This is a genomic window from Actinomycetota bacterium (assembly GCA_030650795.1).
Taxonomy (GTDB): domain Bacteria; phylum Actinomycetota; class Actinomycetes; order S36-B12; family S36-B12; genus UBA11398.
Window position 1 is genome coordinate 13787 of sequence record JAUSDJ010000040.1, and the last position, 15089, is coordinate 28875.

Annotated in this window: 14 protein-coding genes; 7 read left to right on the forward strand and 7 right to left on the reverse strand. The window is 59.2% G+C overall.

Features of this window, described 5'->3' with window-relative positions; genetic code table 11:
• Nucleotides 1–44: 44 nt before the first annotated feature.
• Nucleotides 45–944, reverse strand: a complete 900-nt coding sequence (locus Q7L55_12020; GenBank protein ID MDO8733275.1) for a DUF2889 domain-containing protein — start codon at nt 942–944, stop codon at nt 45–47.
• A gap of 272 nt (nt 945–1216) precedes the next feature.
• On the opposite strand from Q7L55_12020, the gene Q7L55_12025 reads away from it, so the two are divergent.
• The 4 genes from Q7L55_12025 to Q7L55_12040 all read left to right on the forward strand — a co-directional run bounded on the left by Q7L55_12025 (nt 1217) and on the right by Q7L55_12040 (nt 4898).
• Nucleotides 1217–2023, forward strand: a complete 807-nt coding sequence (locus Q7L55_12025) for an SDR family oxidoreductase (protein ID MDO8733276.1) — start codon at nt 1217–1219, stop codon at nt 2021–2023.
• A gap of 14 nt (nt 2024–2037) precedes the next feature.
• Complete coding sequence (locus Q7L55_12030) at nt 2038–2457, forward strand: OB-fold domain-containing protein (GenBank protein ID MDO8733277.1); 420 nt, start codon at nt 2038–2040, stop codon at nt 2455–2457.
• Nucleotides 2458–2486: 29 nt separating this feature from the next.
• Nucleotides 2487–3644 carry a thiolase family protein gene (locus Q7L55_12035; GenBank protein ID MDO8733278.1) on the forward strand — a complete coding sequence of 386 codons (1158 nt, stop codon included), beginning with the start codon at nt 2487–2489 and terminating at the stop codon, nt 3642–3644.
• Nucleotides 3645–3737: 93 nt separating this feature from the next.
• The gene (locus Q7L55_12040; GenBank protein ID MDO8733279.1) at nt 3738–4898 is read left to right on the forward strand and encodes a thiolase family protein; all 1161 of its coding nucleotides are present in this window, start codon (nt 3738–3740) and stop codon (nt 4896–4898) included.
• Here the strand turns inward: Q7L55_12040 and Q7L55_12045 are convergent.
• From Q7L55_12045 to Q7L55_12070, 6 genes are all read right to left on the reverse strand, one after another.
• A complete protein-coding gene (locus Q7L55_12045) occupies nt 4895–5341 on the reverse strand; it encodes an SRPBCC family protein (GenBank protein MDO8733280.1) in 447 nt (148 codons plus the stop codon). The genes Q7L55_12040 and Q7L55_12045 overlap by 4 nt on opposite strands.
• Nucleotides 5342–5349: 8 nt before the next feature.
• Nucleotides 5350–6489 carry a thiolase gene (locus tag Q7L55_12050; GenBank protein ID MDO8733281.1) on the reverse strand — a complete coding sequence of 380 codons (1140 nt, stop codon included), beginning with the start codon at nt 6487–6489 and terminating at the stop codon, nt 5350–5352.
• Nucleotides 6486–6902, reverse strand: a complete 417-nt coding sequence (locus Q7L55_12055) for an OB-fold domain-containing protein (protein MDO8733282.1) — start codon at nt 6900–6902, stop codon at nt 6486–6488. Before Q7L55_12055 ends, Q7L55_12050 begins: the two co-directional genes overlap by 4 nt.
• Nucleotides 6899–7753, reverse strand: coding sequence for a MaoC/PaaZ C-terminal domain-containing protein (locus Q7L55_12060; GenBank protein ID MDO8733283.1), 855 nt, complete (start codon nt 7751–7753; stop codon nt 6899–6901). The genes Q7L55_12055 and Q7L55_12060 overlap by 4 nt, the downstream gene beginning before the upstream one ends.
• A 2-nt stretch (nt 7754–7755) precedes the next feature.
• Nucleotides 7756–8682, reverse strand: a complete 927-nt coding sequence (locus Q7L55_12065) for an SDR family NAD(P)-dependent oxidoreductase (GenBank protein ID MDO8733284.1) — start codon at nt 8680–8682, stop codon at nt 7756–7758.
• A 173-nt stretch (nt 8683–8855) separates the two neighbouring features.
• Nucleotides 8856–9998, reverse strand: coding sequence for an amidohydrolase family protein (locus Q7L55_12070; GenBank protein MDO8733285.1), 1143 nt, complete (start codon nt 9996–9998; stop codon nt 8856–8858).
• A gap of 234 nt (nt 9999–10232) precedes the next feature.
• Here Q7L55_12070 and Q7L55_12075 point away from each other — a divergent pair, with 234 nt between their 5' ends.
• The 3 genes from Q7L55_12075 (at nt 10233) to Q7L55_12085 (ending at nt 15066) form a co-directional block, all read left to right on the forward strand.
• Nucleotides 10233–11465: a CoA transferase gene (locus Q7L55_12075; protein ID MDO8733286.1), complete on the forward strand. Its 1233-nt coding sequence runs from the start codon at nt 10233–10235 to the stop codon at nt 11463–11465.
• A 176-nt stretch (nt 11466–11641) separates the two neighbouring features.
• Nucleotides 11642–13792, forward strand: coding sequence for an acyl-CoA dehydrogenase (locus tag Q7L55_12080; GenBank protein ID MDO8733287.1), 2151 nt, complete (start codon nt 11642–11644; stop codon nt 13790–13792).
• Nucleotides 13789–15066, forward strand: coding sequence for an MFS transporter (locus Q7L55_12085; GenBank protein MDO8733288.1), 1278 nt, complete (start codon nt 13789–13791; stop codon nt 15064–15066). Before Q7L55_12080 ends, Q7L55_12085 begins: the two co-directional genes overlap by 4 nt.
• Nucleotides 15067–15089 lie beyond the last annotated feature (23 nt).

Consider the following 15089-nt stretch of genomic DNA (forward strand, 5'->3'; position numbering starts at 1 on the left):
GCCTTTCGGTTGGTCCGGTCTCTGCGAGTACCGGCGGCCCAAGTCTACTGAATGTGCTGGGCCATCACAGGAACTTCAGCAAGTGCTCTCAGCACATCGCGGAGATGCGTGCATCCAAGGGTTCCCGGTAAGCGCTCCAACACTGCCGTGCGAAATTCGTTGAGTGGCACTCCAAGCATGCGATCAACATTGCCGGCAGCGGGGGGACAACTGTCAAAGGGCAGCACTCGAGGATCAGCCGTCACACTCAACAGCGCACCAGTTTCGAGATCCGCGGTTGCTACCAAGTTGTATTCGTGCACAGCAACTCGCGTTCCACCAGGAGTCGTGCAGCTGTCTTGGAAGAAGGCATCGACGTGCAGCACCTCGTCCTTCCACACGTCGATGCGACGGGCGCGGCGCATTTCCGGTTCAGTCGTCTCCGGCTGTAGCAGATGCCAGGCCATCGGATCGGACTCCGAAAGCAACGGCCCGACCGCCTGCACTTGCTGGATCGTCCGCACCGAGCCATCAGCGGCCAAGGCTGAAGAGCCCGGGGTATAGCCGGAGCAGATGCCAACGACCGAACGACGAGGGCCGCTGCCCATCAGATTGTTCCTTTCTTCCGGCGTGAACCACTCGATCATCACTTGACCGGAGACGAGAGCAATAGCTGGCAGATCGTCGAGCAGCAAGTAGAGCGGGGTCCCGGCCTCGCGCTCTTCTGGAATCAGTGCGCTGACCGCACTTCGCGAATTGGCAGGACGGTGAAGCCCAATGAGGGTCTGGAGAGCAGGTCGATCAGGAAAGGTGAAGAGCGATTCGTAGACCCGACCTTGGCCAACAGCGGCCACGAGGACATCGTCGGCGAGTGTCTTGGTTCCGCTGGCCGTGGTCAGAAGATCTCGCGCGCGACCGCGAACCCGACCCGGTCCGTCGCCAGTCAGACCACTCGGCCAGTCCATGTTCAAAGTGCTAGTACGCCGAACCGAGTCCACCCGGCGAGGCCGGTTCGGGTCACTCGGCCCGCTCACCTGCGCCGTCAGCACTCGTCCTACAAGAGGAATATCGATGGGCAATTGAGGTCCTTCGTTGAATCGAATACGTCGTTCTTGAGAGTAACGGTATGGAAATCATTGGGATTGGTTCTATGCAGAATGAGATTCTTTGAATGCCAGACAGGCCCCGACGAAACTCTTACGGTAAGCCATACGACCAACCCACCGGAGAGTGACGAATGACTACGTTCGATCTCAGTAATCGCGTTGCAATCATCACGGGCGGTGGCACCGGCATAGGCAAGGCAACGGCTCGCCTATTCGCCGAGAACGGCGCTGACATCGTCGTCGCTGGCCGCCAACTTGATCGACTGCAAGAAGTTGCCGCATCTATCGCAGCTGACACAGGACGCAGAGTCATTGCCAAGCAGACCGATGTGCGCGAGGACGATCAAGTACAAGACCTCATTGATACCACCGTCGCAGAGTTCGGACAGTTGGACATTCTCGTCAACAATGCCGGAGGCGCGTACATGTTTCCAACCAAGGACATGGCGCCGGATCGCTTCCGCAACTCAATCGAACTCAATTTGACGTCCGCCTACCTGTGTTCACGTGCGGCGCTGCCACATCTGTTGAAGTCTGAGCACGCGGCCATCGTCTCGATGTCTTCCGGTGCTGGCGTCAGCGGAGTCAAGGGCGGCGCTGCATATTCCGCCGGCAAGGCTGGCCTCCAGATGTTCACTCGCGTCATCGCTGCTGAGTGGGGTCCAAAAGGCATCCGCGCAAACGCCATCGCAGTCGGCGGAGTTGCCTCCGAAGGTGCGCTTCGATCATGGGAGCGCTTCGGGATGGATGCCGACAGCATGGGCGCACACGTGCCGCTGCGCAGAGTCGGTTGGCCAATTGACATCGCAAATGGCGCGCTGTTCTTCGTCAGCGACTTGAGCAGTTGGATCACCGGACAGACCCTTTCCATTGATGGCGGACCTGGCGGCATGGGCGGACTCGCTGACGACGCTCTTTGGCCCGAAGACAACGAATAAGTGACTGGAGAAGAATGACTACCGAGGTTTCAGCCCCACTGCCCCTGCCCAATGAGCTCACCAAGCCCTTCTGGGAAGGCGCTGCCAAAGGCCAATTGGTAATCCAGCGCTGCAATGCGTGCGGTCACTTGCAGCATGCACCCGAGCCGGTCTGCAGTGCCTGCCTGAGTTTTGATTTGGGCTCAGCCGCCGTCTCTGGCACGGGCACCGTCTATACGTTCTGCATTGCAACACAAGCCTTCCACCCCTACTTCGAGGACAAGCTCCCCTTTGTGATTGCTGTAGTTGAACTCGATGACCAACCCGGTCTGAAGATGATCACGAACATCGTTGATGTGGATCCCGACAGCGTGCGCGTCGGTGATCGCGTGGGCGTGACCTTCAACCTACTCGGTGAAGGCTTCATGCTCCCGGTCTTCCGTCCAATTGCCTAGCACGCGCGCCCACACTTCAGGAGTTATGCATGTCTAAGAAGAATCGCGTTGCAATCGTTGGCGTTGGCTACTCAGATGTTGGTCGCGCCACCGGACTCAGCCTGACCAAACTGACCGCTCAGGCCGGTGTCGCCGCAATGGAGGACGCCGGCCTCAAGCCAACGGACATCGACGGGTTGGTGACCCACAGCTTCCCAAATCAATTCGTCTCTTCCACGCACACCGCAGCGATGCTCGGCATTCCTGATCTGGCCTTCTACTCGGGCAATGTCGATGGAGCTGCCTACAGCGTGGCTGCCATGCATGCGATTGCCGCCATCGAGTCGGGCTCGGCCGAGACCGTTCTGACTTTTCGCACGGTGCACAAGGCCGGCCAAGGCGGGGAGACCTTTAGGGGTGGTGGAGGTCCGCAGACCATTCCAGGCAACATGCAGCTCGCCATGCCCTACGGCTCCATTGCAGGTCCGCACTGGGCTGGCATGTACATGACCCGCCATATGGCCATGTACGGCTCCACCGAGGAGGACTTTGGCTCCTTCGCGATTGCGCAGCGCAAGTTCGCAGTAGCCAACCCAACTGAGTCCTTCTTCCATGAAGAACTCACGATGGATGACTACCTCAACTCGCGCTACATCGCAAAGCCGCTGCACCTCTTGGACTGCGACTACCCAGTCGACTCATCCAGCGCGCTGATCTTCACGACCGAAGAACGTGCACGCGACATGAAGCAGAAGCCAGTGTTCTTCGACTCGTGGGCCAACGGCACCACGAAGGAGGCTGACTTCAGCCTCGTCGAGGACATGACCCACTCATCACCATGGATGGCGTCCAGGCGCATGTGGAGCCGTTCGGACTTGAAGCCAAAGGATGTGCAGACTGCTGGGCTCTATGACGGATTCAGCTTCATCGCGATGCAGTGGCTGGAAGCCCTTGGCTTCGCTGAAGAAGGCGGCAGCGGCGCATTCGTGCGCTCGGGAGCCACGTCCGCCACTGGATCGCTGCCCACCAACACTGATGGCGGCGCGTGCAACGTGGGTCGTCGTCACGGTGCGAACTTCTTCATCGAAGTCACCCGTCAGCTGCGCGGCACCGCAGGTGATCGCGCCCTGCCGAACAACCCGAAGGTTGGAGTCGTCAGCAATGCAGTCGGTGGCTTCGCCGCCTGCGCACTGTTGACCGCTGACTAAGACGCAGTTGCGTGTATTCGACGCAAATCATGGATCGTTTTGCATGGTCGGGCGTTCCGGCAATCGCAGGCCCACACACCCCAGGAGTTATTAATGTCGAAGAAGAATCGCGTTGCAATCGTCGGCGTCGGCTACTCAGATGTGAGTCGAGGTACCGGACATACGCTGGACAAGTTGACTGCACAGTCCAGCGTTGCGGCAATGGAGGACGCTGGCCTCAAGCCGACTGACATTGACGGCGTTGTTGTTCACAGCTTCCCGCACCAATTCGTCTCTTCCACGCACACCGCAGCGATGCTCGGGATCCCGGATCTGGCCTTCTACTCGGGCAATGTAGACGGCGCTGCCTACAGCGTCGCCGCCATGCACGCGATAGCCGCAATCGAGTCAGGCTCCGCCGAGACAGTGCTGACCCTGCGCACTGTGCACAAGGATGGCGCTGCTGGTGGCGCGGCCCTGTTGGCCGGTGGCGCACGCGCCGGCATCCCCGGAAACATGCAGTTCTCCATGCCTTACGGATCGTTCACGGGTTCGCATTGGGCAGGCATGTACATGACCCGTCATATGGCAATGTACGGATCCACCGAGGAGGACTTCGGTTCCTTCGCCATTGCGCAGCGCAAGTTCGCAGTGGCCAACCCAACTGAGTCCTTCTTCCACGAGGAGCTCACGATGGATGACTACCTCAACTCGCGCTACATCGCAAAGCCTTTGCATCTCTTGGACTGCGACTACCCCGTTGACTCCTCCAGCGCGCTGATCTTCACCACAGAAGAGCGGGCACGCGATATGAAGCAGAAGCCGGTGTTCTTCGACTCCTGGGCCAACGGCACAACCAAGGAGGCGGACTTCAGCCTGGTGGGCGACATGACGCACTCCTCGCCATGGATGGCTTCCAAGCGCATGTGGAGCCGTTCGGACCTGAAGCCAAAGGATGTCGATACTGCTGGGCTCTATGACGGATTCAGCTTCATCGCGATGCAGTGGCTGGAAGCACTGGGCTTCTGCGGCGAAGGCGAGAGCGGCTCGTTCGTCCGTTCCGGTGCCACATCGGCCACTGGCTCACTGCCAACCAACACTGACGGCGGCGCATGCAACGTCGGTCGACGTCACGGTGCCAACTTCTTCATCGAAGTCACCCGTCAGTTGCGCGGTACCGCCGGCGATCGGGCACTTCCCAAGAAGCCAGAAGTCGGCGTCGTGAGTAACGCAGTCGGCGGCTTTGCAGCTTGCGCCCTGCTGACCGCGGACTAAGCCTTAGCGGCGTATTGCGCAACACCCTTGGCCAAACTGGCACTGAGCTTGCTCAGTGCCAGTTTCCAAAACCAGCCGGTGCCAGGAAGCTTCGGCCGAAATACCGCAGACCAGACCACGGTGCACCCGGAATCCGTTGGCGTCACATCGACATCTGCGCGGTAGTCTCGCACAGCAACCAATTTGCTCGATAACAGCGTGTACGCGAACTTGGTTGGCGAATGCAACTCCACAACCTGCTCGCGCGCAGCCATGAGGCCTGAGTTCCACAGCCGAATTGCGCCAACGCCTTCAGGGGAATCCGCGCCAGGGCTCTCCAGCGCGAAGGACTTGATCGCCGACCATTGAGGCCAGGTTTCGCCAGCGGCCAGCAGTGCAAACACTTGTTCAGCACTTGCCGTGGAAGCCGAACTCGCACTGACCGAAACGAGTTCGCTTGCCATGTCGCTCCCTATTGCTTGCGCAGGATCACCGATCCGGCTGCCGCAAACATACCGCCGACACCTTGGACGAAGCTGGTCTGGATACCTTCGACCTGAGCTGGCGAAGTCCCACGCATCTGTCGCACGCCCTCTTGCAAGGCGAACATGCCGTACATACCGGTGTGCGTGTACATGATGCCGCCACCATTGGTGTTCATCGGCAAAGAGCCACCAGGACTTGTCGCGCCACTCTTGATGAATGCTGCTGCTTCGCCCTTGCCAACAAAGCCAAGGTCTTCAAGGCCGTAGAGCGGAAGGTGTGCGTAGGCGTCATAGATCATCAAATGATCGATGTCGTCAACGGTCATCTCGGCTGTGCGAAATGCTTCGGCCGAGGATTCACGGAAAGCCCGGAAACTCGTGAGATCTTCCATGAACGAAGACCCGGCACCTTCGACCAAAGAACCAGTGCCAGCTACCACTACGGGTGCGTATTTCAAATCCATGTCCGCAGCCCTGGACGCGGTTGTGAGCACGAGCGAACCGCCACCATCAGTCAACGGACAGCATTCAAGTACGCGAAATGGCCAGGCGATCATGCTGGAGTTGAGGACGTCGTCAACAGTGACGATCTTCTGCCGCAATGCACGCGGCTGTTGCGCTGCCCACTTCGATTGCGCAACGGAGACTTCAGCGAGTGCACTTTCATCAAGTCCATACTTATTCAGATAGGCCATCACCGGAAGCGTGAACATCGAGAAGGTTCCAGCAACGCCATAGATGCGCTCGAATTGTCCGGGCGCTGCCGTCATATCCATTGACATCATCGGTACGCCAACGCGTGATCGCCCGGATTCGCCATGCATGATGACGATCACGGATGCCATGCCGGCGCGCAATGCGGCAACTGCATGACGCACATGCAGCATGTATGAACAGCCACCAACATTGGTTCCGTCTGCATAGCGAGGACGAGTTCCCAATTGCAGCGCGAGCTCTGCTGGATGCAAAGTGCCGGCAATCCCATCCACGTCTTGTGGTGTCAGGCCAGCGTCGTCCAGGGCACGCAATGCGGAGTCGATGGCCAAGCCCATAGCCGAAACATCCGGCACGATGCCGATGTTCTCAGACTCCGAGGCACCGACAATGACAATGTCGTCGGGCTTCATAGGGTCACCGTCGATCCAACTGGACGCCATTGCGGCACATTCACACCTTCGCGATCTTCGAAGAACACTTCGACTGGCATACCAATGCTCACGCTTTGGGGAGTCACGGGCACGCCATAGAGATTGCCGACCATTCGCGGGCCTTCTTCGGTATCCACGATGATGATGAAGTACGGGACTTCATCTTGATAACCAACACCAGCACGATGCGAAATGATGAAAGACGCGATCGTTCCCCGGCCCGACAATTGCTTCCATTCAAGTGGCCTCTTGCCACAGGTGGGGCAATGCGGACGCGGCGGAAACACCCAGCCGTGATCGTCGCATTTGGGCATCCAGATCTCACCCTGTGCGGTGTGCTCCCAATATGGACGTGTTTCAGGTGAAGCTGACGGAACTGATTTTCCGCTCAAGCGCTCTTCACCTCTGCCACACCGCGATCCAGTACCACTGCATCATCAACGAGAGTGCGGAACTGCACCCGGGAGCCATCGACCCACATATGGGTGGTGAGCGCCTGTCCGGGCATGACCGGCTTGGAGAAACGAACCGACATGGCATTGAAGCGCGTCACATCTGAACCAGCGACTGCGTGCAGGATTGCCCGACCCACGAATCCAAAGCTGCACAGGCCATGCAGGATTGGCACGCCAAATCCACCGCGGGCTGCAAATACTGGGTCGTTGTGCAAGGGATTGCGATCGCCAGAAAGTCGGTAGATCAAGGCCTGGTCATTTCGTGTCTGCTGAGTGACCACATGATCGGCCGGACGATCAGGAAGATCCCAATCATCCTTGGGACCGCCATCGCCACCGAAACCGCCTTCGCCACGAATGAAGGAACCATTCGATGACTCAACGAGCACATTGCCATCAACATCAGTGATGGTCGTGGTCATCGTGACCAATGCGCCACTGCCCTTGTCGTACATGCCTGTCAGGCGAGAGGACTGCAGGCCAACTCCGGCAACTGGGATTGGCTGGAAAAGTCGAATCGCCTGCTGGCCATGGAGCAGTTTGCTGCGATCGATATCGCCGTAGCTGATGCCAGGGCCACGAGCGGCGCCTGCACCCATCACGACAGCGAAGGTCGGCAGCACTTGCTGAGGGTGACCATCGGAGTTCTCAGTAGTGAACTCCAACTCTTTGAGTGCGTCCTCCTGGCCGGCCCCTACACCTAGGGCATAGATGAGTGCCCGATCAGAGTCCCAGCTGATTGGCGTGGGCTCTGTCGTCTGACCGATTGCAGAAAAATCAAGTGGCATGGTTAGTCCCGCATTGAGTAGGGGTGCGATGCACCAGGGTTTGCATTCGGCTTGGAGTTGGCCACTGCGCGAGGCAGCTGCTCGTTGATCATGTCGTAGGTCAGCGGTCCGTTCTCGTTGAAGACTTGATCGCCGATCTGCCAGCCTTCGCCGACGCCGATGTAGCCGCCAACAACGCTGAAGGCCCGACCCGTCACATTGCAGTCCGGTCCGCCGAGCCAACTGACCGCATTGGAGATGTAGTCGGGATTGAAGGGGTCATAGCCCTCCTTCAACTCCATCGAGGTGCCAACGGTGCCAAGCAAGCGAGTCTTCGCAACAGGCGCAATACAGTTTGCCATCGCACCGAACTTTGCAAACTCAAGTGACGTGACAATCGTGAACGCAGCAATGCCAGCCTTTGCTGGCGAATAGTTGCCTTGCCCGAAGTTGCCGAACAGTCCGCTGCCAGAGGTGGTGTTCACAATGCGCGGTGCAACGGCCTTGCCTTCCTTGACTGCGTCGCGCCAGTAACGACCAACGGCACGAGTCGTGAGGAAAGTTCCCTTCAGATGCACATTGATCACCGATTCAAAATCTTCGACCTCCATGTTGACGATCGTCTTGTCGCGCAAGTTGCCCGCATTGTTGACGAGAGCATGGATGTCCCCGAACTCACTAAGCGCTAGAGCGACCATCTCATCGGCGCATTTGGGATCAGAGACATCGCCAAACTGGGCAACTGCCTGGCCCCCGAATGCGCGAATCTCAGCTACGACATCTTCTGCTGGCTCATGCGAGCCGCCGCTGCCATCACCGGCGCCGCCAAAATCGTTGACTACAACAGCCGAACCCAGGCGGGCAAATGCAAGAGCGTGCCCACGACCGATGCCTCGGCCAGCTCCGGTGATGATCGTGACGCGACCTGCTAGTGGTTGTGCCTCAGACAAAGGAAAACTCCGTTCGGGAATCTGTACAAAGTGGGCGCTGGCTTAGGACGGTAGGCACTTCGCCTACTTCCTGCAACCTGTTTGAAAAGAAAAGGAAAGTTGTACCAACACACGTAAAAAAGTGGAGTGCCCGGAACAAAGTTCCGGGCACTCCACTTACATCAGGTAAGGACTCAGCTCGTGCGTGGGAAGTTGTACACGCGACGTGCATTGCCTTCTGCGATGAGGCGAGCCTCATCGTCAGGCACGTTGGCAAGTGACTCTTCGAGCATCTTGCGGGTGTGCGGCCAGTTGCTGTCTGAGTGCGGGTAATCCGACTCGAACATGATGTTCTCGACGCCGATGAGGTGGCGGGAGAAGATGCCTGCATCGTCATAGATGAACGGTGCAAACATGTTGGTCTTCCACAGTGTGGAGGGCTTGACGTCGCGGTTCACATCGTTGTACCAGCGGTGACGGTCCCATACATAGTCGATGCGCTCGAGCATGTAGGGAACCCAACCGATACCGCCTTCGGAAAGCACGAACTTCGCACCCGGGTAGTTATGGAACACAGGCGAGAGCAGGAGCTCTGCTGTGGCCATCGCCGAGTTGAGTCCGAAGAGCGAGATGCCAACAGTGAAGTTGGTGCTCATGCCTTCCTCGGACACACCGAGCGGTGCGCCGCCGGATCCGAAATGGATCGAGATCGGCAAGTCGCGATCCTGTGCTGCCTGCAGCATGGGGTTCCAGTGATCGGTGTGCCATGAAGGCAAGCCGAGCTTGTGCGGAAGTTCCACGAAACTGAAACTCTTGGCACCCTTGTCTGCAGTGCGGTGGATCTCCTTGACCGTCAGGTCCACATCCCACCAGGGCACAACCACAAGCGGAATCTGGCGCTCGGGGTAGGCAGCACACCACTCATCGATGATGAAGTCGTTGTACGCCTGAATGCAGGCCAGCCCGAGCTCCTTGTCCTTGGCGTTGACGAGTGTGGTGCCCGCAAAGCCGGGCATGTTCGGGAAGTTCAACTGGGCCCAGACGCCTTCGACGTCCATGTCCTTGATGCGCTCCTCGATGTCATGGCAGCCATCGCGCATCTCGTCGTACGAGCGTGGGTCCATCGCGATGTCTTCCTTGGCCCGGCCAGCGACGGCATTGAGCGCGAAGTTTCCAGCCTTCTCGCCCTCGAAGCGCCAGTAGTCACCATTGACTGCATCGCGAATGAGGTTCGGGCCAGCTTCCTTGAACTTGGCCGGAAGCCGGTCTTGCCAAACATTGGGGTGCTCGATGACGTGGTCGTCAACGCTCACAATTTGTGCGTCCTTAGGAAGCATTCGTACTCCTCAAATCCCGAAGGATGTGTTTTGGTATGGGCAGATACAGATATCAACGATCTCTGGTTCATCGACGATCTGTTAATTAAGTACCGTAATACTTGCGATATCCGTCGACAAGGGATATTTCGAATTTTTTTGCGCGCGCCCCGCGCAGTCTCCGAAAGTCTGGTCAATTATCTACCGCAAGCATTACGGTGAGCGCTCGTTGATCAGGATTACAAAGGAGTGTTCATGAGCGGTCCAATGGAAGGGGTGCGCGTTCTTGAGATCGCGCAGTTCACTTTCGTCCCTGCAGCAGGTGCCATCTTATCTGACTGGGGTGCAGAGGTCATCAAGGTCGAGCACGCTGTTACCGGCGATGCGCAGCGTGGACTTGTACGGGTCATGGGCCTGGATGCCCTGGTTCCCGGATCCACCTTTTACCCGATCATGGAGGGCCCTAACCGCGGAAAGCGCAGCATCGGCCTGGATCTCAGCAAGCCAGAGGCCCAGGAAATCCTGCGTGAACTGGTCGAAAAGAGCGATGTCTTCCTGACGAACTTCCTTCCTGGCGCCCGAATCAAGATGGGCATCGACGTCGACCAGATCAAGGCGATCAACCCCAACATCATTTATATGCGTGGCACCGCCTTCGGCAACAAGGGACCTGAGCGCGCAAAGGGTGGGTACGACTCCACCGGCTTTTGGGCACGCAGCGGCGCTGCTCGTGCCACCACCTGGGCCGATGCAACCGAATTGACCGCGATGCCTACTGGCGCCTACGGCGACAACCCAGGCGGGATGGCCATTGCCGGTGGCGTGGCGGCTGCCCTCTACAAGCGGGCGACGACCGGTGAATCCCCAGTCGTGGACGTGTCGCTGCTGGGCGTCGGGGCCTGGTCGACCTCCTTTGGCTCCAACTTGGCCATGCTCACCGGACAGGCCGCACCGCCTCCAACAATGCCGGTTGCCGGAACGCCGGGCAACCCGCTCACCGGCGCTTACCGCACCAGCGACGGCAAGTTCATCATGCTGACCATGCTCCAGCCAGGCGCGTATTGGCCGGGCTTCTGCGATGTCTTCGACAAGCCTGATTGGAAGGCCGACGAGCGCTTCCAGACGGCGGACTCCATCGTGGCGAACGGCTATGACGGACGCCAGTTGGTCGCCGAGCTCTTCTTGTCCAAAACTCGCCCCGAGCTCATGGAGATCCTCAGCAAGCAGGACGGCCAGTGGGCGATCGTCTCGGACTTCTGGGACATCAGCCAGGACGAGTCGCTGCGTGCCAACGGCCTAGTGGCCAAGGTTGTTGACGCCGAGGGCGTGGAACGCGAGCTCATTGCGGCTCCGGTGCTCTTCGACGAGCACAACCCCACCCTCACCCGAGCACCGCAGTTCGCCGAGCACACCGACGAGATCATGACCGAACTCGGCATCTCTTTTGAGCGTCAGATTGAGTTCAAGATCGCCGGTGCGGTTACCTGATCGGCTGATCAGCTTTTCGCTCGCGCTTCAAGGACGCGGCACGGACTCGATGTCTGTGCCGCGTCCTTGTTTTCAAGTCCGGTACGAAGACCGAGAACTGAGATTTGGGCTAAAGAGTTCGATAATTCGACTAAGATTTCTGTCAATCAGATCCTGAACTTTTGAAAGGAACAGCCATGTCTTTAGCGCTCACCGAAGAGCACCGCTCGCTCGCGGACGTCGCTCGCTCGCTGATGGCCGACCATGATGCCTTGGGCGCCGCCCGCGCGACTTTGGATGCTGACGCAGAGGTGCTTCCGGCCTTCTGGTCTGCCCTGCAAGACAACGGCCTGTTTGGCATTCATCTTCCAGAGAGCGTTGGCGGACAGGGCTTCGGACTTGAAGAGCTCGCCATCGTCGTTGAAGAACTTGGGCGCGCAGTTGCGCCAGGAGCATTTCTTCCGACGGTTGTCACTTCGGCCACCATCGCCACTGCTGGCACCGATGTTCAGCACAAGGCGCTGCTTCCTGGATTTGCCGATGGTTCCTCCATCGCCGGCATCGGCGTGCACACAAGGCTGACTCTGGCTGGTGGCAAGGTCAGTGGCACTGCGGCTTGTGTCACTTCCGCGCATCTGGCTACGCATCTTGCGTTGGGTGTCGGCGACGACCTCATAGTGATCCCTGCCAATGCAGGCGGCGTCACCATGACCGCCAACAAGAGCATTGACTCCACCCGTCGCAATTCGCGCGTTGAACTGGTCGATGTTGAGGTTGCCAGCGAGAACTTGATTGTTGGAGGCGCCGCGATCGCGCTTCGCCTTGGCCGGGTACTTGCATCAGCTGAAGCTGCCGGTGGCGCACGCGTCACCACCGAGATGTCTGTTGCCTATGCGAAGATTCGTGAGCAGTTCGGTCGCACGATCTCGACTTTCCAGGCCATCAAGCACCACTGCGCGAACATGATCATCCAGACCGAAATGGCAACGGCCCTGGCATGGGATGCAGCACGCACTGGCACTGATCCAGAGCATGGCCCGATGGCCGCAGCATCTGCAGCAGCGCTGTCATTGCCGGCCTATGAGTTCAACGCCCGCAAGAACATTCAGATCCACGGTGGCATCGGCTTCACCTGGGAGCACGACGCGCACCTGTACTTCAAGCGCTCGGCAGCCTTGGCTGTGCTGTTCGGCAGTGCCGACGATGCAGCTGAAGAACTCACCAAGCTCAGTGCAGGTGGTCATCACCGCGTGTACGCACTGGAACTGCCACCGGAGGCTGAATCCTTCCGCGCTGAGGCACAGTCGGCGATCGCTGCGTACTCCGCGGCGGCCGAAGATGACCGTCGTCGGGTACTGCTGGAGACCGGTTACTTGGTGCCGCACTGGGGCAAGCCCTGGGGTCGCGAGGCCAAGGCCATCGAGCAACTGGTCATCGAAGAAGAGTTCGCCGATATCAAGATCCCGAACATGGGCATCACCGGATGGGTCGGCCTGACCCTGTCGCAGCTGGCAACCACCGAGCAGGTCGAGCGCTGGTTGCGCCCGGCACTTCTTGGCGAGACCATGTGGTGCCAGTTGTTCTCTGAGCCGGGCGCAGGTTCTGACGCTGCTGCCGTAGCAACCAAGGGCGTCAAGGTCGATGGCGGCTGGATCGTTGATGGTCAGAAGGTCTGGACCTCAGGCGCTCAGCACTGCCAGTTCGGCATGGCGACTGTGCGCACCGATCCTGACGCGCCAAAGCACAAGGGCGTCACGGCAATGGTCATCAAGATGGATGCCCCTGGCGTCTCGGTTCGCCCGCTTCGCGAGAACACTGGCCAGGCCATGTTCAATGAGGTCTTCTTTGATGGTGTCTTCGTTCCGGACGCGGATGTCGTCGGAGACGTGAACAACGGCTGGGCCGTTGCTCGCGCGACTCTGGGCAACGAGCGCGTCACCATCGGCGGTGGCGGCGGCAATGGCATCGGCGGTGACCTCCTCATTGAGATCCTGCCCGGCGGCGTTGGCTCTGACCGCGGGCATGACCGCGAGGTGGGCAAGCTCATCGCACAAGATCAGGTCATTCGACTGCTCAACCTGCGCGCAGCTGCTCGCGCCGTCATCGGCTCAGGACCAGGCGCCGAGGGCAACATCACCAAGGTGCTCGTATCTGAACTCGCACAGGGTTCAACTGAATTGGCGATGAAGTTGCTGGGGGATGCTGGTGTTGACGGCGAACACTCAGACATCACCACTCAGTACATCTTCAACCGCTGCCTGACCATTGCTGGTGGCACTTCCGAGATCAGTCGAAACGTGATTGCAGAGCGCATCCTCGGCATGCCAAGAGATCCGCTGCTGCGTTGACACCTGACGCACCTGGACAGGTGAAGAGCGCACGGCCAATACAGACTGGCACCGCCCGGTCTGCACTTGCCGTGCGCTCTTATCGCTATGTCCTGCTCTGCTCATTCCTGTCGCAAATCGGCGTATGGATGCAGACAGTCGTCCTTGGTGCCTATGTGTACAGCCAGACCGATTCACCTCTGGCCGTTGGACTCATCACGTTTGCTCAACTCGGGCCGATGCTCTTCCTGCCCACCGTCGGCGGTTGGCTCACCGACCGACTCGATGTGCGCAAATACATTCTCACGCTGCAGTTCTGGCAGGTGTTGTGCGTCTTGACCCTTGCTGTCGTATTGCACCAACCACAGCTGAACTTGCCTGGGGTCTTCGCATGTGTGCTCGGAGTGGGGCTGGGCAACGCACTCATCGGGCCGGCCTGGGGCTCGTCAGTCCCGAGTCTGGTCCCACCAGAGGATCTGCGCGCAGCAGTCTCCTTGAACTCCACGCAGATGAACCTTGCGCGGGTGATTGGCCCAGCCATTGGCGGCATGCTCTTTCCAATCATCGGGGCCTCCGGCGTCATCGCAATCAATGCAGCGTGCTTCATCTTCATCATGTCGGCGGTCTACTTCGTGCGCTTCCCACCGCGCCGCAAGCTGGCTGATGGTGAGTCAGGCATCGGCGGCGGCATCATGATGCTCAAGACCGATCCCTACATCCGCCGGATCGTCTTGAGCATGTTCGCCCTGGCACTGCTCACCCTGACATTCCTGTATCAAATGCCAACCATCGCTGCGCAGAACTTCGGCATGAACGTCGAAAGCTCGGCCTACGGCTGGCTGTACGCCTGCTTGGGTGGCGGCGCCGTGTCAGGAGCGCTGGCCTTGAGCACGGTGCTCGTAAGGCGAGATCCCTTCATTGTTGTCACCGTTGGGCTCATGGGTGTCACGTCGATGCTGGCTCTGCTCGTGTTCGCCCGCCTGGACTGGATGGCCTACGCGCTGGTGTACATCCTGGGTATCTCCTACCAGATAGTGGTGATCTCTCTCAACGCCTCAGCGCAGACCCATGTCCCGCTCGAGCGACGCGGGCACCTGATGGGGCTTTGGATGACCGCGTTCGGTGGCACGGTGCCGATCGGCATGCTGATCGCCGGTGCCGTCGCGCAGAAGTCCTCGATAACTGTCGTGATTGCCTATGGATGCATCGTCGCGGCAATTGTCACCTGGGTGCTGCGCCCCAAGGCCCTGCGCAAAGCGGAGCGAGAGAGCAACGCGCTCGGCCTAGGCACTTAGAGTCAGACCCACCCGTCGAGAGG